General features: G+C 42.0%; 13 protein-coding genes. 7 read left to right on the top strand and 6 right to left on the bottom strand.

Annotated features, from left to right (window positions below):
- Nucleotides 1-301: 301 nt before the first annotated feature.
- The gene (locus CDG76_RS19845) at nucleotides 302-544 is read right to left on the bottom strand and encodes a hypothetical protein (protein WP_094350660.1); all 243 of its coding nucleotides are present in this window, start codon (nucleotides 542-544) and stop codon (nucleotides 302-304) included.
- A 220-nt stretch (nucleotides 545-764) separates the two neighbouring features.
- The gene (locus CDG76_RS19840; RefSeq protein WP_094350659.1) at nucleotides 765-2978 is read right to left on the bottom strand and encodes a transketolase; all 2214 of its coding nucleotides are present in this window, start codon (nucleotides 2976-2978) and stop codon (nucleotides 765-767) included.
- 186 nt (nucleotides 2979-3164) lie between these two features.
- Between CDG76_RS19840 and CDG76_RS19835 the strand changes: the two genes are divergently transcribed.
- From CDG76_RS19835 to crtO, 3 genes are all read left to right on the top strand, one after another.
- The gene (locus CDG76_RS19835; protein ID WP_094350658.1) at nucleotides 3165-4547 is read left to right on the top strand and encodes a cytochrome P450; all 1383 of its coding nucleotides are present in this window, start codon (nucleotides 3165-3167) and stop codon (nucleotides 4545-4547) included.
- A gap of 315 nt (nucleotides 4548-4862) precedes the next feature.
- A complete protein-coding gene (locus CDG76_RS19830; protein ID WP_094350657.1) occupies nucleotides 4863-5621 on the top strand; it encodes an LmeA family phospholipid-binding protein in 759 nt (252 codons plus the stop codon).
- Between the two features lie 107 nt (nucleotides 5622-5728).
- Nucleotides 5729-7423 (top strand): beta-carotene ketolase CrtO, encoded by a 1695-nt coding sequence (gene crtO / locus CDG76_RS19825; RefSeq protein WP_094350656.1) that lies wholly within the window; start codon nucleotides 5729-5731, stop codon nucleotides 7421-7423.
- Nucleotides 7424-7475: 52 nt separating this feature from the next.
- Here crtO and CDG76_RS19820 read toward each other — a convergent pair whose 3' ends face one another.
- A complete protein-coding gene (locus CDG76_RS19820; protein WP_094350655.1) occupies nucleotides 7476-9200 on the bottom strand; it encodes a trypsin-like serine protease in 1725 nt (574 codons plus the stop codon).
- Between the two features lie 947 nt (nucleotides 9201-10147).
- Between CDG76_RS19820 and CDG76_RS19810 the strand changes: the two genes are divergently transcribed.
- The 4 genes from CDG76_RS19810 to CDG76_RS19795 all read left to right on the top strand — a co-directional run bounded on the left by CDG76_RS19810 (nucleotide 10148) and on the right by CDG76_RS19795 (nucleotide 15155).
- Nucleotides 10148-10891 carry a tetratricopeptide repeat protein gene (locus tag CDG76_RS19810; protein WP_094350653.1) on the top strand — a complete coding sequence of 248 codons (744 nt, stop codon included), beginning with the start codon at nucleotides 10148-10150 and terminating at the stop codon, nucleotides 10889-10891.
- A 196-nt stretch (nucleotides 10892-11087) separates the two neighbouring features.
- The gene (locus CDG76_RS19805) at nucleotides 11088-11960 is read left to right on the top strand and encodes an SDR family oxidoreductase (RefSeq protein ID WP_094350652.1); all 873 of its coding nucleotides are present in this window, start codon (nucleotides 11088-11090) and stop codon (nucleotides 11958-11960) included.
- Nucleotides 11961-12686: 726 nt separating this feature from the next.
- Nucleotides 12687-13238: a PEP-CTERM sorting domain-containing protein gene (locus CDG76_RS19800; protein ID WP_190240907.1), complete on the top strand. Its 552-nt coding sequence runs from the start codon at nucleotides 12687-12689 to the stop codon at nucleotides 13236-13238.
- Between the two features lie 327 nt (nucleotides 13239-13565).
- The gene (locus tag CDG76_RS19795; protein ID WP_094350650.1) at nucleotides 13566-15155 is read left to right on the top strand and encodes an alkaline phosphatase D family protein; all 1590 of its coding nucleotides are present in this window, start codon (nucleotides 13566-13568) and stop codon (nucleotides 15153-15155) included.
- 265 nt (nucleotides 15156-15420) lie between these two features.
- Here the strand turns inward: CDG76_RS19795 and gcvP are convergent, their stop codons facing one another.
- From gcvP to gcvT, 3 genes are all read right to left on the bottom strand, one after another.
- The gene (gene gcvP, locus CDG76_RS19790) at nucleotides 15421-18333 is read right to left on the bottom strand and encodes an aminomethyl-transferring glycine dehydrogenase (protein ID WP_094350649.1); all 2913 of its coding nucleotides are present in this window, start codon (nucleotides 18331-18333) and stop codon (nucleotides 15421-15423) included.
- Nucleotides 18334-18523: 190 nt separating this feature from the next.
- Nucleotides 18524-18913, bottom strand: coding sequence for a glycine cleavage system protein GcvH (gene gcvH, locus CDG76_RS19785; RefSeq protein WP_094350648.1), 390 nt, complete (start codon nucleotides 18911-18913; stop codon nucleotides 18524-18526).
- Nucleotides 18914-19038: 125 nt separating this feature from the next.
- Entirely contained in the window at nucleotides 19039-20175 is a 1137-nt protein-coding gene (gene gcvT, locus CDG76_RS19780; RefSeq protein WP_094350647.1) for a glycine cleavage system aminomethyltransferase GcvT, read from the bottom strand.
- Nucleotides 20176-20246: the final 71 nt, after the last annotated feature.

Below are 20246 nucleotides of genomic sequence, written 5' to 3'. Positions count from 1 at the left end.
AGAAAAACCAAATCATAGATAGAACCATTAGAAAAGTTATTGATAAATTGCCCATCAATCTTGACTTCTATCTTATACATAAAATACTTTGGGGATTATTTACATATTAAAAATATACAAAAAAATAATTACAATCAAAACAGGATATACACGTATTGAACCGCTAATCTTTCTGCGTTCATCTGCGTGCATATCCGGTTAAAAATCAGATTTTTCTACCTACAAAACCCAGCTTCAATCCACTAATCCGATCACACCTTTCCTCAACCCTCCACAGTCAATCCATTAAACGCCATATTTTTCATAAAATGTATTGCGCTTTGTCCTGGCTTGTAAATAAATCAAGTTTTGCGACTCGTAAACTAACTTTTGCGACTCGTAAACCAGCTTTTGCGACTCCAAAACCAGCTTTTGTGACTCGTAAAGCAGCTTTTGTGACTCCAAAACCAGCTTTTGCGACTTCAAAACTAACTTTTGTGACTCGTAAAGCAGCTTTTGTGACTCGTAAAGCAGCTTTTGTGACTTCAAAACTAGCTTTTGTCAAAGAATTTCAGCAAATCTACTCCCATTTTTCCTGCCTACTAAGTTCTCTTCAATAAAAAAACGCAAATATACGCATTTCGACGCAATTTTCAGCGTTTTTATACGTATAAATGCGATAAAAGTAGAAACAATTCCAGCTTTATTTAATGTGCGTTGCTGAATCTAGGGATGAAACGCAAAGGAAAATTCAATAAAATCATCCCACATTTATGCAACATCATTTAATGCACTAACGCGATCGCACGTTTTGTTAACGCTTCAGCAGTCAATCCATTAAACGCCATCAACTCACCAGCACTGGCTGTAGTTTCCCCACGTTTCCACGCAAAGGTGTCGCGCTTGGCTGTACTCCGTAACAGAATCGGTTCTAGCATCCCCGCAGCGCCACCAGTAACAGCAATTAACGCATCACCATCAAATAATTCGGCAAATTTCGCATCATCCAAGAAACCACCTTCGGCTTGGGAACAAGTATCCCACGCAGTATCGTGACTACGGTACAATTGCCGAGGATTGATGACAGTAACTATCTTCACACCAATACCTTCAGTTTCCAAGAAAGCAGCAGCTTCAAATACTGGCATTAATGTTAAATCGCCAATTACAGCAAATACAACTTGTTTATCACCAGCGACTTCATGTAATAGCACTGCACCATCGCGCAACCCTTGACGAGTTTGTTCTAAAGTGGTGCGAATTGGTAACGGCGTTTTACTTGCAGTAATCACAATTCCCTTATTCTTAGTTTTCAATGCCCAGTCATAACAAGCTTGAATACTATTAGCATCAGGCGGAAATAATGGGAAAACATTACCATTTCTCATCAACGAAGCAAAATAAGCTTCAATTTCGGGACGTTGGTGAGTCCAACCATTACGCCCTTGCTCTAATGCGCCAGCTGTGAATAAAGTAATAGTCGAGGGAGTTTTACGGCGCAATTCTGCCATTGCTTGGGTAACAGTTTGCCAAATTGGTACTCCGTTGATGGCAAAAGATTCATAAGAACACCACAAAGTTCTCGCACCCATTAACGCTAAACCCGCAGCTAAACCGGCACAAGCATCTTCACTCAATGGTTCATAAACTTGTCCGTTTGGTGCTTGAAAATATAAGTCGTCGGTTGTGGGGTGGATAATCTTTAATGCTTGGTTTATGTTGGCAATTCCTGATGCTTCATTACCATCGGCGTTGGTGACGAGGAAATTCCGATCTTTATTTCCAACTATTCCTACCAATCGTCCCATCGCGGTTGTGGAAACTTTTGGTTCGCCACCAACTGCATATTCTTCTAAAGGTAATTCGCCTAATTCTGGTAATGGAAATTCAAATTCTGTCACCACAGTTTTTGCTGCTGGGCCACCACCGGCGCGTTCGGCATTTGTTCTGACTAATTGCCAAGCTTCCGCGGACAAAGCACGGGTTTGCAATGCACTAATAATGTGCGGCGCATCCAGCGTATCTTTAGGATACAAGTTGTGAGATTTTGCACCCCGCGCGTGGACTCCTGCACCTTTGAGTTGTTTAATAATGAAAACGGTAAGTTTACCACCAAGGGCCGATCGCGCTGCTTTATCTACACCCGAAAGTACTGCTTGCGTAAATTCTAGGCGCTTCTCAAAGGAAAAGGCGGTACTATCAACGTAATCCCCTGGCTGGTTTTGATCGTCGAAATCTTTGGCATCCACTAACACCACTTCATCAAAACCGTTACCTTGCCAATATGCTTGCATCTGTTCGTTGGTTTTTAGGGAAACCATGCTGTGATGTTCTTGGCTGTAACCGTTCCACACCAACACTGGTAAAAAATTGGTGGCAGCAGGATAAGCTGTATGGAAATGTGCGATCGCACTTACAATATAAGGCTCACCCAATCCACCATCGCCAACTGTAAAGGGGAATAACTTATCTTTGTGTAACAGCGCAGCCGCCATTGCAAAGTGTTGCCCTTGTCCCAAAGGCCCCGCAGGTGCGAGAATACCGGGAATGAAACCAGAAAGGTGTCCTAATAATCCGTGTTTTTCTCGAAAGCGATCGCGCAATTCTTGGACTGTAAAAATTCCCATGTCCTCTAGCGAACGATCCAAGAACATGGCACTATAAAATCCGGGGGCGTGGTGTCCGACTTCGGTAATAATGTTCTTGTATCCCAGCATGACAAGAGATGCGTAAGCTTCTGCTTGGCTAGCGAATCCGCCGGGATGCCCAGAAGCCTTACTAGCGGTAACTTGCAAGGTTAGGTAGCGTAAGGCATCAGCAGCAAGTAAAGTTTGATATACAGCTGCTTTGTCTGTGGTCGATGCGATCGCGATTTTGCCCGACTCAATAGCAGGAGTTGCACCATAAGTTTCAAAATCTGGTAAAGCTTCACCAAAATATTGAATCCCTTCAGAAAAATTGGGAAGCGCTGAAGATGCCTTTGGGGAGATTGCAGTCATGCTGAGTACCTTTTGACGATGAGGTGAAACTGTAGATGCTCGTTGAATTTAACCAAAATTTTACATCTTCGAGGTTGTAACAGTTTATTGCTTTTTTGCAACGTTAGAATAAGTACTTTAAATGGTCACGCAACCAAGATTTCAATTAGTTGAAGTAGCAAAAAAATATTAAGTAGGAAAAAATTTATGAAATTCCCAAATGGGCCGCAAACTCCAGCAGTTGTACAGATGCTCCGCTGGGTTGTTAATCCGATGTCATTTATGGAAGCTTGTGCCAAAAACTATGGCGAGATTTTTACTCTCCGATTAGACAAAAATCTGCCTCCTATAGTGATTGTCAGCAACCCCCAAGCGCAACAGCAAATTTTGACAAATGATACCAAGGAATTGGAAGCACCTGGCGATCTGAATCAGCTGTTTGAACCTTTATTGGGCAAGCATTCTGTGATTACCATCAGCGGCGCAGAACATCAGCGCCAACGTCAGTTGTTAATGCCTCCATTTCATGGCGAAAGAATGCGGAACTATAGCCAGGTGATTACCGATGTCACCAAGCAAGTTATCAGCCAATACCAAATAGGTAAACCCTTTAATATTCGGTCTGCAACTCAAGCTATTACCCTGCGGGTGATTATGCAAGCTGTATTTGGTCTATATGAAGGGCCTCGTGCCGAAAAACTACAGAACTTTTTGAGCGATCTTTTAGAAAAGGCTAGTTCTCGGTTAAGTGTGGCTTTGCTTTATTTTCCAGCTTTACAAAGGGATTTTGGGCCAATTAACTTCTGGGGAAACCAGATGCGCCTTCAGCAAGAAGCTGATAAACTGCTCTACGAGGAAATTCGGGAACGTCGAGAACAACCAGATTCATCACGCACGGATATTCTTAGCTTACTCATGGCTGCTAGAGATGAAGCCGGTCAACCCATGACCGATCAAGAATTGCGCGATGAATTGATGACTCTGTTAGTCGCTGGTCACGAAACCACAGCGACAGCTTTAGCATGGGCATTATACTGGATTCACAAACTACCATCAGTGCGGCAAAAGCTACTGCAAGAATTAGATAGCTTGGGCGACAACCCAGATCCCGGCACCGTTTTCAAGTTACCCTATCTCAATGCTGTTTGTTCCGAGACATTGCGGATTTACCCAGTAGCTATACTAACTTTTCCCAGAGAAGTAAGAACCCCGATATCGCTGGGCGGTTACGAACTAGAACCGGGTACAGTCCTACTTGGTTCCATTTATCTGACCCACCAACGGGAAGATATTTATCCAGAACCTAAGCAGTTTAAGCCAGAACGCTTTTTAGAACGGCAATTTTCCGCTTATGAATACTTACCCTTTGGCGGTGGTGCTAGGCGCTGTATTGGGCTAGCATTTGCCCAGTTGGAAATGAAGCTAGCACTTGCTCAAATCCTTTCTAGTAAAGAATTAGAACTAGTTAATAAAGGTGAAGTGCGACCTAAACGCCGTGGTTTGGTGACAGGCCCAGATCGCCCCATTGAAATGGTTGTCAGGAGTCAACGTCAGGTGAAATCCCCCATTTTACAGACAACCACTGTTTGATGCTGGGGGGTTTGATGGTTGCGTTCAGCAAATTTTTTCCTCGTTTTTCCTCGTTTTTCCTCGTTCCCAGTCTCCGACTGGGAATGCATTCATTGAGTCTCTGACTCAATGCCAGACTGGAGACAGAGCCTCAACGAAGGGCATTCCCATGCTCTGCATGGGAACGAGATAGAGGAAAGAACAATTGCGATCGCTGCTTCAATATCGCAGCCCTATTTATAAATCACAAATTACCTATACCCCAATATAGATTTACTCTCCAGAATTAGCCTTTACAGTTACGAGTAAGAGGACATTTAGGAGAATTAATAATTCATGCCTGATGAGCATCGGTTAGAAGAAAAATTTCTATCTCAAGAAGCTGAAAAACAAATATCCAATCAGCTAGATGAAGTAGAACAAATAGAAATAGATGTAAAAACCGATCTGTTAAAAATACTTCAGGGACAGTCGGATGGAGTTTCAGTTGCAGGTCAAGGATTGGTCATTAAAGAAGACATCCGCATACAGGAAATAAAACTGCAAACAGATAGTATAGCCATCAATCCCTTTAGCGCTCTTTTTGGTCAAATAGAACTTAATGAGCCAGTAAATACGATTATTCGGGTTCTACTCACAGAAGTAGATATTAACCGCGCCTTGACCTCAGAGTTTATTCGTAGCCAGATGCAAAACTTTGAGTTGAATGTAGATGGGGAAATTGTCAGTTTTGAGCCAGAAGACATTCAGGTATTTTTACCTGGTAATGGCAAAATAGAATCTAGGGGAAAGGTGTTGTTAAAGGAAATGGGAAATACTCGCCCTTTAGCTTACACTGCGATCGCTCGTCCACGCACTAATTCACAACCCGCTATGCTGGAGGGTTTTAACTGCACTGAGGGAGAGGGGATTTCAATAGAATTAATTACAGCATTCATGCAGAAACTTAAAGAACTGATGAATATACCATTTTTTAAATGGGAGGATATATCGTTTTCTATCAAAGATATAGAAGTACAAAAAGGTACTTTAATACTTATGTTAGAAGCTCAGGTAAAACAAATACCCTCATTATCAACTTTAATCTCTCCTTAGTAGGATTGACACTAATTAAAGATAATTTTTGTTACCGAAGGATGATGTCAATGTAATAAAATTTTTCTAAAATTTGGAAAGTTACTGATTATTTCTAAATTCCAACTATGCAAGAGTATGATGTTGTCCTAATCGGTGCTGGACATAATGGGCTAGTTTGTGCAGCTTATTTGCTAAAAGCTGGTTATAGCGTTCTGTTACTAGAAAAGCGTTCTGTACCAGGTGGCGCAGCCACAACTGAAGAATGCTTACCCCAAGAAGCTCCTGGATTTAAATTCAATTTGTGTGCTATTGACCATGAATTTATTCACTTAGGGCCAGTTGTTGAAGAATTAGAACTAGAAAAATACGGCTTGCATTATTTGGAGTGCGATCCAGTTGTTTTCTGTCCTCATCCTGATGGTAAGTATTTTTTAGGACATAAGTCAGTGGAAAAGACTTGTGCAGAAATCGCTCGTTACAATGAACGTGATGCCAAAAAATATGCAGAATTTGTAGACTTTTGGCAGCGAGCGCTAGGTGCAATGATTCCCATGTTTAATGCACCGCCAAAATCAGTTATAGACATCCTTGGTAACTACGACATCACCAAAATAAAAGATTTAATCTCAGTTATTGGTTCCCCTAACAAAACGCTGGACTTCATTCGCACGATGTTAACCAGCGCTGAAGATTTGCTTAACGAGTGGTTTGATGAGGAATTTCTAAAAGCACCATTAGCCAGACTATCATCAGAACTTGGTGCGCCGCCATCACAAAAAACTCTTGCCATTGGTGCAATTATGATGGCAATGCGTCATAATCCGGGGATGGCCAGACCTCGCGGCGGAACAGGCGCACTTGTGCAAGCTTTGGTGAATTTAGTCACAAGTAAAGGTGGCGTTATTCTCACAGACCAGCACGTTGAAAAAGTTTTAATTGATGATGGCAAAGCTGTAGGTGTGCGGGTTGCTGGTGGTAAAGAATATCGCGCTAAATACGGGGTTATTTCTAATATTGATGCCAAGCGGCTGTTCTTACAAATGACAGATAAAAGCGATGTTGATGGAGCCGACCCCGATTTATGGGAAAGATTAGAACGCCGCATCGTTAACAATAACGAAACCATCCTCAAGATAGATTTGGCTTTAGATGAACCACTGCACTTTCCCCACCACGCTCACAAAGATGAATATCTCGTCGGTTCTATCTTAATTGCAGATTCCGTGGCTCATGTAGAACAGGCTCATAGTAAATGCACCTTGGGAGAGATTCCTGATGCTGACCCATCAATGTATGTGGTGATGCCTAGTTATTTAGATCCAACATTAGCACCACCAGGCAAGCACACTGTATGGATTGAGTATTTTGCCCCTTATCAAATTGCTGGTGCAGAAGGTACTGGTTTAAAAGGTACTGGTTGGACAGATGAATTGAAAAACAAAGTTGCAGATCGGGTGATTGATAAGTTGGCAGACTATGCACCCAATGTCAAAGGTGCAACTATCGCCCGTCGGGTAGAAAGTCCAGCAGAACTAGGAGAAAGATTAGGTGCGTACAAAGGGAATTATTATCATGTTGACATGACTTTAGATCAGATGATATTTTTCCGTCCCTTGCCAGAAATAGCCAACTACAAAACGCCAATTGATAATTTATTTTTGACTGGTGCAGGGACTCATCCAGGTGGTTCAATTTCGGGAATGCCGGGACGCAATTGTGCGCGGGCATTTTTGCAGGCAAAACATCCCATTAGCCAAACTTTGAAGGATGCGCGGGATTCGATTAAGTCAACTGTCGAGTCAGTGTTTGGCATTAATTAAGCCTCCAAAACCCTCATGTAGAGACGCGATTTATCGCGTCTTTCTTTATTTATCAGGCAATCACGAAAATATTTCTATTAGTCATGGCTAGATCCATTCCTAGTTGAGCAACTTGGATTTGACCAGATGAGCCTGTACCATCAGCATCAAAAAATAAACCCCCTGTATTATTGTTGTAGATAAAGCGATCGCTACTATCTTGTGCTACTGAACCAATAAAAAATTGCGTGGCTTGAAGTATACCCTCACTAAGTCCACCTCCAAACCCTATTTTAGAAACATAAATTGTGTCATCTAAGGACGAAAAGTCTGTAATGTTATCAATTCCCTCAGAAAGGGTATTAATAATAAAAACATCAGATCCAGTTCCTCCTGTTAGGGTATCATTACCTAAACCTCCAACGAAAGTATCGTTACCACTTCCCCCTATAAGGATGTCATTGCTATTTCCACCATTTAGCTGATTATTACCAGTCCCATTAATATTGGCTGTACCTGTGGTGAGATTTTCTTCACGGGCTGTTAAAGGAGAGCTAACGGTTGATGAAACAGTCAGAGGTGTCGAAATGGGCGCACTATTGGTAACAGTGAGTAAAGTTCTAAATACCTTTTGGTTGCTGGTTAGACTTTCATCAAACTCTTGGATTGAATTAGTTGGATCTAGAAATGAAATAACGTAGTAATTTCCAATTGGGATATTAGGAAACGCACCGTTCCAAGTCGCTGTTCCCGAATTGAATGGATTAATCGAAGAAATAGTTGTATTACCAATTAAGTAATGAGAACCAATATTATTAGTGATATTGGCATCAGTAGAAGCGTAAAAAGAAGCCGAGAAATTGCCTGTCGCGGCTGTACCATTGTTGCGAGGATAAACTGTGATGCTAAAATTTTCCCCATTTTTAATAGTATTATTACTAAAACTTCCAAGAGTGGTGTTAAACCACATATCAGAATCTACTAAATCAGCTTTGTCAGTGGGTTTGCGTGTAGTAGTGTCTTCGTCGATCCAGTTTTGAATCTCATTATATCGAGTGCTTGTAATTCGGGCGAACTCGTTGTAAAGCGGAGTTTGGTTGGTGGTTGTCTCATTTGAAGCTACTCCATAAATAGTCGGTTTATTTGTGTTGGAATTATTAACCCAGAGAGGGCCTCCACTATTTCCAGGTAAGATATCTAGTTCATTACTACGCAAGATCGAGTCAGTTGTACTTGTGATTTTTCCACTCTGAGTCCACATATCATAGTTATCAAATTTCCCGTCGTTATTGGAATCAAACTTATCAGAAGGGTATCCAGTAACATTCATTAAAGTTCCACTGCTGAGATTATCGTCATATCCATAGTTAAACCAGCCAGTGAAGTTTCCAATATTGCGGTCAAGAGTCACCAATCCTATATCGTATTGAAAAGTTTCGCTTTTCGTCTGATCTCCTTGAATCCATCCTTCAAAAGAACGTGTATTAACAGATTTGGCTTCACCATAGTACTCGTAGTCAGCCCGGTTTGTACCAGCAATGATATTCCCTTTAGAACCAAGCATCACCTCAATTTTATCTGCCCAACCCCCATATCTCGTGTCATACACAGAGTGCCCTGCTGTTAAAAAGTGGTAGGGAGAAATCATAGCACCAGAGCCGTTGAGGATAATATCATCGGCAGTATCAATAACCCCATCTGGGCCTTTCCAATGTATTCTCATTTTTCCTACAGCTCCAAACGGAAAACTCTTCGTGTCGCTAACTTTTGTCCGACCATCAGGAGAGAAAATAGACATATCTTTAGATCCTTAATAGAAAATAATGAATACAAAATATCCAACTTTAATGCCAAAAATTAGCTCATGGTATAAGCATCTCAGCAGCAATTCATCTGAATCATGTTTTACTATTCTTAGAGGTTGTTTGAAAAGTCGTGATTAATGTATCAAATATTTTTTACCCCTCCCTAACCCTCCCCGTATGTATTGGGGAGGGAACCGGATTTTTCTTGTTTCCCCCCTTTACAAGGGGGGACTAAGGGGGGTAAGAACGCAATTAAAATCACAGCAAAACACTTTTCAAACAACCTCTAAGCTTTTAAGTAATATCAAATCTATGAATTACCATATATTTAATATAAATTATTTCTACGATTTATCAATAATGTAGAGTGTAATTTAAATTTTATTTTTCAGGAAAATAAAACTAATTAATAGAGAGAAAAGTTGGAAAATCTAGCTATTTTGATATTACTTCTGTTATCAACCCTGTGACCACCTTCCTATGATCTTTACTGATTTATATCGTCGGCATTGGCGGATTGAAGAAGGTTTTATCAGAGTGAATTACTACACGAGTGCGATGTTTACGACGAGTCACAGCTACGCAATATATATAGCAACACAATTCAAAATTCAAAATTCAAAATTCAAAATTAAAGACATTTTCAAACGGGGATTTAAACCCCGACTGAAACTGGCGCTACCTGTAGAGGTAGGGGTCTTAAACCCTTTGATTTACGATAATTGTTTTTTGAGTAAAGTAGGTTCTAAACGATTGCTTTATGTGTATTTAATATGATAGTATTATACGCGCTTGATTTTAATAAAGTTTTGTGCATCGTCAACAAGGCTCTTTGGGAAAATAAATATAAGTAAATTAATGGGTAAAAACTAGTGTATTTTGATAATACTCAAAAAACTAACAAATTTTAACATCATCTAATAATTTTTGTAGGTACAGCATGGTTTTTCGGCACTGCTTCGTTGCATCTGGCTTGATAGCTTTCTTGGCATTTGGCTGTAGTGGTGGGGCAAACTCATCGGCAGAAAATACTACACAGGTTGTCCAAGAAAGCAATGTAACCCAACTTTTTATAGAAGCGAAGGCTACGCAAAAAGCAGAAGATTACTTTCATCAAGGTAACAATTTATTAGATAGACAAAATTATGAAGATGCCATAAAAGCTTATGATAAAGCGATCGCCATCAAAGTTGAGAGTCCTGAAGCTTGGATTAACCGTGGCATCGCCTTAACATCGTTGCAACGCTACCAAGACGCTCTTGCATCTTATGATAGAGCGATCGCCATCAAACCCGACAAATATGAAGCTTGGTATAATCGTGGCATCGCCTTAACATCGTTGCAACGCTACCAAGATGCTTTTGCATCCTATGATAGAGCGATCGCGATCAAACCCGACAAATATGAAGCCTTAATTAACCGAGGCATAGCTCTGACAAAACTACACCGCTACAAGGATGCGATCGCATCTTATAATAGAGCGATCGGCATCAAGCCGGATTTGCACCAAGCATATTACAATAAAGCTTGCTCTTATGCTTTACAAAGCAATCTGGAATTAGCAATTGAGAATTTAGACAAAGCAATCGAGCTTGTTCCTGATAAATACAAGAAATTAGCAAAAACTGACCCAGACTTTAGCAAAGTGCGTAGTGAAAAGCAGTTTCAGGAATTACTGCAATAGTATTTTATTACCACTACTCAGTGTAGAATATAAGCCTAACAAGATTTTTTCGTGATGCTAGCGGTTTAAGATTAGACCTTTTGCAAAAGTCCCTAACACCCAACCCCTCCCCGCAAGCGGGGAGGGGAGACAAAGCGTAGCTTTGGCGGGGTGGGGTTCTTTCTTATTTTTGATTTATGCAAGAGGTCTATTAGACATGAAAAAATTGTTAATCACCGGAGCAAGTGGTTTTTTAGGATGGCATCTTTGCCAGCTTGCAAAAGAAGAATGGGAGATTTATGGCACTTATTTATCCCATCCTTTAGAGATTCCTGGCATGAAAATTTTAAAAGCGAACTTAACAAATTTTCAGGAATTAAAGCGCATCTTTAATGATGTCAAACCAGAAGCAGTTATTCATACTGCTGCACATTCGCAACCAAATTTTTGTCAAACCAACCCCAAAGAATCCCACGCAATTAATGTTATCGCATCCTGTAATATTGCCGGACTTTGCGCGGATAATTCTATTCCTTGTGCTTTTACCTCAACCGATTTAGTTTTTGATGGCTTAAATGCCCCATATCAAGAAACAGATGCCGTGTGTCCTGTCAATCTTTACGGTGAGCAAAAGGCGATCGCAGAAGCAGATATGCTAGAAAGGTATCCCATGACCGCAGTGTGTCGGATGCCCTTGATGTTTGGTGCAGCAACACCCACAGCTAAAAGCTTTATTCAGCCATTTATTCAAACTTTACAAGCCGAAAAAGAACTAAGCTTATTTATAGATGAATTTCGTACACCAGTAAGTGGAACAACTGCTGCCAAAGGACTTTTATTAGCATTAGAAAAAGTTAACGGCATCATTCACTTAGGTGGCAAAGAGCGGATTTCACGTTATGATTTTGGACAGATATTAGTGGAAGTATTCCAACTTCCTAGCACTGGTCTGAAATCCTGCCGACAACAAGATGTGAAAATGGCAGCACCCAGACCAACAGATGTTTCTTTGGATAGTTCCAAAGCATTTGCATTGGGGTATCAGCCTTTATCTGTAAGGGAAGAATTAGAGGCAATACAATTCAGTTAAGACTAAGTGTTAAAACTAAAAACAGGAATAGGCTATTTTGAAATGCGATTACCTCTGGTATAGCCATTTTCAATCCGGTGAGGTACAGGTATGCAAATAGACCTAACCCCCAACTCGTCGCGGGAAGGCGGAACAATTCCAAGCCTCTCTCCTAAAAGGAGAGAGGAATGGAAGTGAGGTCAAAATTGTACTTCACGCTTGTCGAGAACCTATTCAGGCTCATTACTATAGGAATCATATTTGATTTCTGAAAAAATCTCGGTAGTCTTGTAATGGACAAAAAATTGTAGGTTGGGTGGAGGCTTTGCGTAACCCAACATCCTGATATATGTTGGGTTGCGCCCCGCTTCACCCAACAAAAGTCTACGTCTAATGAACTATTTTGCGTAGACAGTCCACTACGTGCATTTCAAAAATCAAATACTAGTCCTATATTTATTTAGATGTGCTTGCCTTGTAGTTCTCGGCTAACTTTTTCGTTAGCAAGCTTAAATTAAATTTTATTTTTACCTTTGATTAAAGTCTGCTTAAACTCATAATTTTAAAATGGGGTGTCTCAAAACAATTTGGGCAGTTGTTTGCTTCTGATTGAAAAAGAGAAAAATATTGATTTTATAACTGAATCTAACAGTTATGAATTTCCATTTGGAAAGTAAGTTAGATAAAAGCTATTTTGTAGCTTGTAGTTTGCATTGCTTACAGAAGTTAATGGTGAGGAAAACTGAGATGAAATTGGTTACAAATTTATTGGTCACTGCTGCTACTATTAGTTTAGGTTTTGCTACCTTAGATGTAAAATCTGCATCTGCTGCAATTCTTAATTACGCTTTCACCGTTGATAGTCCATTAACAAAGGGGAATGGCTTTTTTAGCTTTGATGACTCAACCTTCAGCAATGACTATAATCCCGAAGCTCCCATTAAGTCACTTTCTTTCAACTTTGATAGCAACTCTACCATTTACACTGAACAAGATGATGCAAATTACCCAGATTTTCCTCTTGTTTTTAAAACCACATCCTTAACAGGACAAACGTATTTTGGATTAGATTATCAGTTTAATGATAAAGCTAATCCTTCCAGTTCTATCAGTTATGAAATTATTGGTGAGGATTTTACAATTTACTCTAAAACTTCTCCCAATGCTGAACTTATATCAGGTACAGTTTCTTATAGACAAGTACCTGAACCTACACCTTTAGTTGGTGTTCTTTTTGCTTTTAGCCTTGGCTCAATGATGAAGAGAAAGGTAGCATCAATGAAAAAGATTAAAATCTAACCTTGGTTAAGTTGATATTAACAATTTCTTTGCCAAGGATTAATCTCTTATTAGTAGGCTTTTATGTGAGGAAACAATATCTGACACATTGATAGTAGAGGGAAAAATTGGAAATTAAAATCTGATTTTGAGAATACCAATTCTCTATGAAGCTGCACATTATGACCCCTCCCAACCTCTCCTTAACAAGGGTGGTGGGGTTATTTCTATGGGTCTTAATAAAGAATTGCTATGAGGGAATAATTACGAAATTTTCCTACGATTACTCCACCATCTTTGTGTTAGCTGTTGCTGTACTTTAACTTACCTGTTAGCCAGGAGTAGAGAATGGTAGATTACCGGAATTTTGAGCAGTTCCTGCACAGTCGAATCAAACGACGCAACTTAATTATTGGGGCAGGAGCATTATCTGGTTTAGCGATCGCTAACCAATTGTCTCCTCAAAGAGCGATCGCCACAAGCAGATTTTCCAATTATCCTTTTACTTTGGGTGTAGCGTCTGGTGAACCCTATCCTACCAGCGTAGTGATTTGGACTCGTCTCGCTCCTGAACCCTTAAACGGAGGTGGAATGCCACCTGTGAATGTGCCAATTCGCTGGGAAGTAGCAACCGATCCAGATATGAGGCGTATTGTCTCTAGAGGTACGGTACTGGCAACTCCAGAACTAGCTCATTCAGTTCGAGTTGTGGTAGAAGGCCTGCAATCTGATACTTGGTACTGGTATCGGTTTCTTGTCGGGCAAGACGCTAGCCCTATTGGTCGCACTCGTACAGCGCCTTTAGCAAATAGCTACTTGAATAAATTTAACTTTGCCCTTGTCTCCTGTCAGCACTATGAGCAGGGGTACTTTACTGCCTACAAATATCTGGCCAAGGACGACCTTAATCTTGTAGTTCATGTTGGTGACTACATTTACGAGGGAGGAATCTCAAATAATCGTCCCAGACAGCACAACAGTGCAGAAATTGTGACTTTGGAAGATTACCGCAACCGTCACGCCCTCTATAAAACCGATACCAATCTGCAAGCAGCTCATGCAGCGTTTCCCTGGATTGTTACCTGGGATGACCATGAGGTAGAAAACAACTACGCCAACAACATCTCAGAAGTTGATACTGAACCCGATCAAGATCGATCAATTTTTCTCCAAAGACGGGCTGTTGCCTATCAAGCTTACTACGAACACATGCCACTGCGCCCCTTATCGCGTCCCGTTGGCCCCGATATGCAACTTTTCCGTCGGCTCTCCTTTGGTAACTTAGCCACCTTCCATGTCCTTGATACCCGCCAGTATCGCACCGATCAGCCCTGTGGTGATGGCACTAAAGAACGTTGCCCAGAAAATTTAGATCCGAATGCAACAATTACCGGCAAGCGTCAGGAAGATTGGCTATATGATGGTTTAAATAGTTCACAGTCCAAGTGGAATGTTTTGGCGCAGCAGGTTCCGATTGCTCAAAGAGATATGACACCAGGAGAAGGCGGAACTTACAGCATGGACAAATGGGATGGTTATGTGGCTTCGCGCGATCGCCTCATGGCTTTCCTCGGACAGCGCCAGCCCTCTAACCCAGTATCCTTGGCAGGCGATGTGCATTCCCACTGGGCGATGAATCTGAAGGCTAACTTTAATAACCCAGAATCCGCCACAGTTGGCAGTGAATTCGTCTGTTCCTCAATTACTTCGGGTGGCGATGGTTCGGATACCAGCCCCGCAGTTGAAGCTTACTTACCCGATAACCCACACATTAAGTTCTTTAATAATCAACGGGGATATGTTCGCTGTGCTTTGACTCCCACAACCTGGAAGTCAGATTATCTAGTTTTATCAAACGTCACAACCCCAAATGGCACGATTAGTAAGCGGGCTTCATTTGTGGTTGAAGATGGTCGTCCAGAAATACAACAAGCCTAATCGTCTAATTCCCAGGTATTGAAACCAGACAATCACAGATAGAAACAGATAAACACTGATGATTTACCTGTTTCTATCTGTGTTTTCATTTTCAGAATTTAGATACGTTTGTCCTGCAAAGATAAGGAAAAAATGCTTAGGGACTTCCACGCGAATAAAAATACCCCATCGTAGGGATGGACAGCTGTGTGCCCCTGCTGTAGAGCAATTAGAGGAGTTAGGAGTTTTAATTCCTAACTCATAACTCCTAACTCTTCACTTCAGTTTAATAAGCATCCATTGGCAGACAAGAACAAACAAAATTGCGATCGCCAAAGGCTGCATCAATGCGACCAACAGCAGGCCAGAATTTATACTCACGAGTCCAAGGTGCAGGATAGGCAGCTTGTTCGCGAGAATAAGGATGATTCCATTCTCCGGTGATGAGACTTTCGGCAGTGTGGGGTGCGTTCTTCAAAACATTATCTTGGATATCCACCTTGCCAACTTCTATTTCGGCAATTTCTTGGCGAATAGAAATCAACGCATCACAGAAACGATCCAACTCTTGTTTAGATTCACTTTCTGTAGGTTCCACCATGATTGTACCCCCCACAGGCCAGGAGACAGTCGGCGCATGGAAACCATAATCCATGAGACGCTTGGCGACATCATCGACTTCGATCGCAGCTGATTTTTTGAGCGATCGCAAATCTAAAATACACTCATGGGCAACTAGACCATTTTTCCCCTGATACAAAACCGGATAGTATGATTCCAGTCTCTTAGCGATGTAGTTAGCGTTGAGAATCGCCACTTTAGTTGCTTGGGTTAAACCATCTGCACCCATCATGGCGATGTACATCCAAGAAATCACCAAGATACTTGCACTACCCCAAGGCGCAGCAGCAATAGCACCAATATTAGAGTCCTGAGTTGAGTCGTTGATAGTGACAACAGGATGTCCAGGGAGAAAGGGTACAAGATGAGATGCAACACCAATGGGCCCCATACCAGGGCCACCCCCACCATGAGGAATACAGAAGGTTTTGTGCAGATTCAAGTGACAGACATCCGCGCCAATATCCCCAGGACGGCAAATTCCCACTTGGGCGTTCATATTTGCCCCATCCATGTAAACTTGTCCACCATGACTATGGACAACAGCGCAGATTTCCTGAATTGGTTCCTCAAAGACACCGTGAGTTGAGGGGTATGTCACCATTAAGGCGGCTAATTCATTGCTGTGTTTTTCTGCCTTAGCCTTCAGGTCATCAACGTCAATATTACCTTGTGAGTCACAGGCAACAGCTACCACCTTCATCCCGCACATCACCGCACTTGCTGGGTTTGTCCCGTGTGCCGAGGTGGGAATCAAACAAACGTTGCGGTGTGCTTCACCCCGATTTTCGTGATATTGACGAATTACTAAAAGTCCAGCATATTCGCCCTGAGAACCAGCATTTGGTTGTAGAGAAATTCCTGCAAAACCAGTAATTTCAGCTAACCATGCCTCAAGTTGCTCAAACAGGATTTGATAACCTTGCGTTTGCGACGCGGGCGCAAATGGATGAATCTTGCCAAATTCTTCCCAACTTACCGGAATCATCTCAGCAGTTGCATTCAACTTCATTGTGCAAGAACCCAAAGGAATCATCGATGTCGTTAGCGATAAGTCCTTCCTTTCTAGCTTGTGCAGATAGCGCAACAACTCAGTTTCTGAGTGATAGCGGTTAAAAACTGGGTGAGTGAGATATGTGCTTGTACGGGAGAGAGGGAGATGGAAGGATGAGTCAGAAGTTAATTCTTCTAAAGTGAAGGGTAAATCATCTGTACCAGCGAAAATCTGCCAAAGGTCGATTAAATCTTCTGGCGTAGTTGTTTCATCCAGCGAAATACCAACAGTTGTGCCATCAAAAACCCGCAGGTTAATTTCAAGTTGTTCGCTAACTGCCAGAATATCTTTTAAATTCTGTTTTCCCAGTTCTACTCGCAGCGTATCAAAGAAATCTTTGGAACTGATGCTGTAACCCAAACGCTTCAGTCCTTCCGCCAATAACACCGTCAAAGAATGGATATTTTCGGCAATTTGCTTCAGTCCAGTAGGCCCATGATAGACAGCGTACATACTCGCCATCACTGCCAGTAGCACCTGTGCAGTACAGATATTACTAGTAGCTTTTTCGCGGCGGATGTGCTGCTCGCGGGTTTGCAAGGCGAGACGTAATGCCAGCTTACCTTGGGCATCTTTTGATACACCCACAATTCGCCCTGGAACCAGCCGTTTATACTCTTCCTTCGTAGCAAAGTATGCCGCATGAGGCCCCCCAAACCCCAAAGGAATACCGAACCGCTGAGTGCTTCCTACAGCAATATCAGCACCAAATTCCCCAGGAGGGGTCAGCAAAGTTAAACTTAGAGGGTCTGCTGCTACCGTCACCAATGCACCCTTAGCATGGGCTTTTTCGATAAAAGCGCGGTAGTCGTAAATAGTGCCATCACTTGCAGGGTATTGCAGAACAGCCCCAAAAATTGCTTGATCAAAATCAAATGTTTGATGATCGCCAACAATGATCTTAATCCCTAATGGTTGAGCACGTGTTTGCAACACGTCGATAGTTTGGGGATGGCAATCACGAGATACAAAATAGGCATTTGCCTGATTTTTGGAGACACCATAGCTTAGGCTCATCGCTTCTGCTGCTGCTGTAGCTTCATCAAGTAATGAAGCATTGGCAATTTCTAAACCTGTGAGGTCGATAATCAAGGTTTGAAAATTCAGCAGCGCTTCTAGTCGCCCTTGGGCAATTTCTGGCTGATAAGGAGTGTAGGCAGTATACCAACCAGGGTTTTCTAAGATATTACGCCCAATCACAGGTGGGGTAATACTGTCGTAATAGCCCATACCAATGTATGAACGGAAAACCTGATTTTTGGCAGCAATTTTTTTTAACGATGCCAGTGCTGCATACTCACTTTCTGCTGCTGGTAACTTTAGCGGTTGCTTCAACCTAATTGTCTGTGGAACTGTTTGGTCAATTAGGGCATCCAGGCTGGGAAACCCCAAAACCTTAAGCATAAGCTGGATATCATCGGAGTTAGGGCCAATGTGTCTTGGCACAAAACTACTTAACTTTTGACTTTTGTCGTCCAGCACTTGCTGCTCATTAGACTTGAGAATAGGGGCGTTCAATACCACAAATTACTCTCCAGATGGTACTATTTCATATTTTGCAATAAATACTCTTAAACTGGGGGCTGGGGATTGGGAAGATATTGGATAGGTGAATAAGAGTAATTGTTAGTTACCTGCTCCACTCACCTACTCCCTTACTCTTCCACTCAGCACGGGCTAAACCCTAGCTATCCGCTAACAGCACTCAGCACTCCTACTCCCCTTCTACTTGGGCGCGATACTCATCAGCTGTCAAGGCATCTTCAACTTCGCCAGGGTCATTGACGCGCACTTTCAAAAACCACCCTTCCCCGTAGGGGTCTTCTGACACTTCTTCGGGAGAATTAATTAAGGCTTCATTCCGTTCTATAACGGTGCCTGTCACTGGTGAATTCAGTTCCTCAACGGCTTTCACTGATTCAATTGTGCCAAAGTTTTCTCCCCTGGTAAGAGCGTCGCCAATTTCTGGCAGTTCCAAAAAGACGATATCACCCAATTCCTGTACGGCAAACTCAGTAATGCCAATGGTGGCAATTTCACCATCGATTCGCACGTATTCATGAGAATCCAGGTATCTGAAATCTTGAGGATATTCAAAAGACATATCACTTCCTCTCCCTTATTAAAAAAATTATTGCCCCAATAGTCATCCAAGCCATATTTGGTAATCAACCTGACTGTAGATTGAATAACTCACAACACATTATTCCTCAAAAACCTCAGCGCTTATTAGTTGGCAACACGATTTTTTGACCGATAAAAGGGACGTTTAACTACAACTGCTGGATAAGCTTTGCCGCGAATTTCCACTTCTAGCTGCTGACCAACAGTTGCTAGCTGGGTGGGAACGTAGCCTAATGCAACAGGATAACCAAGTGTAGGTGACAGGGTGCCACTAGTAACTTCTCCCACAACTTTACCTGTGGATAACACTTGATAGCCATGACGGGCAATATTGCGTCCTTGGGTTTGCAAACCTACCAATCGACGCTTCACTCCCTTGGATTTTTGCTCTGCTAAAACTTCCCGACCAATAAAATCGCCTTTGGTATCTAAGTGAACTAGCCACCCTAAACCTGCTTCTAAGGGTGTGGTGGTGTCATCGATATCTTGTCCGTAAAGTGCCATCGCTGCTTCTAGGCGCAGAGTGTCTCTCGCACCGAGTCCACAGGGGATAACACCACTTTTATGGAGACTTCGCCACAATTTTACTCCCACATCCGGGTCTACCATCACCTCAAAGCCATCTTCTCCGGTGTAACCTGTGCGGGCCAAAAAGGCAGGTTTACCTAGTAGAGTTGCTTCTAAATGTCCAAAGGCTTTGATTGGTTGTAAGTCTTCTTGCACTAATGGCTGGAGATATTTAATCGCTTTTGGCCCTTGGACGGCAATTAAGACTTTATCTGGTGAAAGGTCTTGGAATTGCAATTTATCTAGGTCAAGGTGTTTTAACAGCCATCCTTTATCTTTATTGGAGGTTGCCGCATTGACTATGATGAATGCCTTTTGTGTACCACTGGTGTCTTCACCTTGATAATAAACAATGATGTCGTCAATAATTCCCGCTTGGGGATTTAACAATACGGTGTATTGTGCTTGACCAGCTTGCAAACGACTCAAGTCGGAAGGTACTAGTGGCTGGAGTTGGGAAATCAGGTTTTTACCTTGGAGGGTAAATTTGCCCATGTGGGAAATATCGAACATTCCGGCTGTATTTCTTACAGCCTCGTGTTCGCGGCTAATTCCACTAAATTGCACGGGCATTTCCCAGCCGCCAAAGCTGGTAAGGCGTGCTTTGAGTTCTACACCCAGTTGATATAAAGGGGTTCGCGCCAGAGATTGGGCGTTGTCTTCTTGATTAGCCACAGGTAATTATTGCGTAGATGCGGAGCAACTTGCCGTTAGGCATCGCACCTCAACATCTATCATCCTACGAG

This window comes from Nostoc sp. 'Peltigera membranacea cyanobiont' 210A (genome assembly GCF_002246015.1).
GTDB lineage: Bacteria > Cyanobacteriota > Cyanobacteriia > Cyanobacteriales > Nostocaceae > Nostoc.
The sequence above is the reverse complement of the archived record's forward strand: the minus strand, read 5'-3'. Positions and strand labels throughout refer to the sequence as shown.